The 1121-nt window shown below is 69.8% G+C and carries 1 protein-coding gene; it reads left to right on the forward strand.

The annotated features are described in order from the left end of the window. Position 1 precedes the first annotated feature (1 nt). Entirely contained in the window at positions 2 to 1087 is a 1086-nt protein-coding gene (locus ACFQ36_RS22845) for an S-(hydroxymethyl)mycothiol dehydrogenase (protein WP_377017878.1), read from the forward strand. Positions 1088 to 1121 lie beyond the last annotated feature (34 nt).

Raw genomic sequence — 1121 nt, forward strand, 5'->3', positions numbered from 1 at the left:
CATGGTTCACAAAGTTCGGGCAGTTGTTGCCAAGGAAAAGAACGCGCCGGTTTCCATCGAGACCATCCTGGTCCCGGACCCGGGCCCGGGCGAGGCGCTGGTGGACATCCTCACCTGCGGGGTCTGCCACACCGACCTGCACTACAAGCAGGGCGGCATCGGCGAGGACTTCCCCTACCTGCTCGGCCACGAGGCCACCGGCACCGTGGCCGCCGTCGGCGAAGGCGTCACCGAGGTCGCCCCCGGGGACCGGGTCATCCTGAACTGGCGCGCGGTGTGCGGGCAGTGCCGGGCCTGCGCCAAGGGCACCCCCCAGTACTGCTTCAACACCCACAACGCCACCCAAAAAATGACCCTCGAGGACGGCACGCCCCTCTCCCCGGCCCTGGGCATCGGCGCCTTCGCCGAAAAGACCCTGGTCGCCGCCGGCCAGTGCACCCGGGTCGACCCCGAGGCCGACCCGGCCGCCGTGGGCCTGCTCGGCTGCGGGGTCATGGCCGGCATCGGCGCGGCCATCAACACCGGCGAGGTCAAGCGCGGCGAGTCCGTGGCCGTCATCGGCTGCGGCGGGGTCGGCATCGCCGCCGTCGCCGGGGCCGCCCTGGCCGGGGCCACCACCATCATCGCCGTGGACATCGACGAGAACAAGATCGAAATGGCCCAAAAGCTCGGCGCCACCCACGGGGTCAACTCCCGCCAGACCGACCCGGTCGAGGCCATCCGGGCCCTGACCGGCGGGCACGGCGCCGACGTGGTCATCGAGGCCGTGGGCCGGCCCGAAACCTACAGGCAGGCCTTCTACGCCCGCGACCTGGCCGGCCGCGTGGTCCTGGTCGGGGTGCCCACCCCCGACATGGCCCTGGAACTGCCCCTGCTGGATGTCTTCGGCCGCGGCGGGGCCCTGAAATCCTCCTGGTACGGGGACTGCCTGCCCTCCCGCGACTTCCCCATGCTCGTGGCCCAGTACAAACTCGGCCGCCTGGACCTGGACGCCTTCGTCACCGAACGCATCAAACTGGACCAGATCGAGGAAGCCTTCACCAAAATGCACGAAGGCAAGGTCCTGCGCTCGGTGGTGGAGCTGTAATGGCCGCCACAATCGAGAAAGTCGTCACCTCCGG

Origin of the sequence: Arthrobacter sp. GCM10027362 (assembly GCF_042679445.1) — a bacterium.
Taxonomy (GTDB): domain Bacteria; phylum Actinomycetota; class Actinomycetes; order Actinomycetales; family Micrococcaceae; genus Crystallibacter.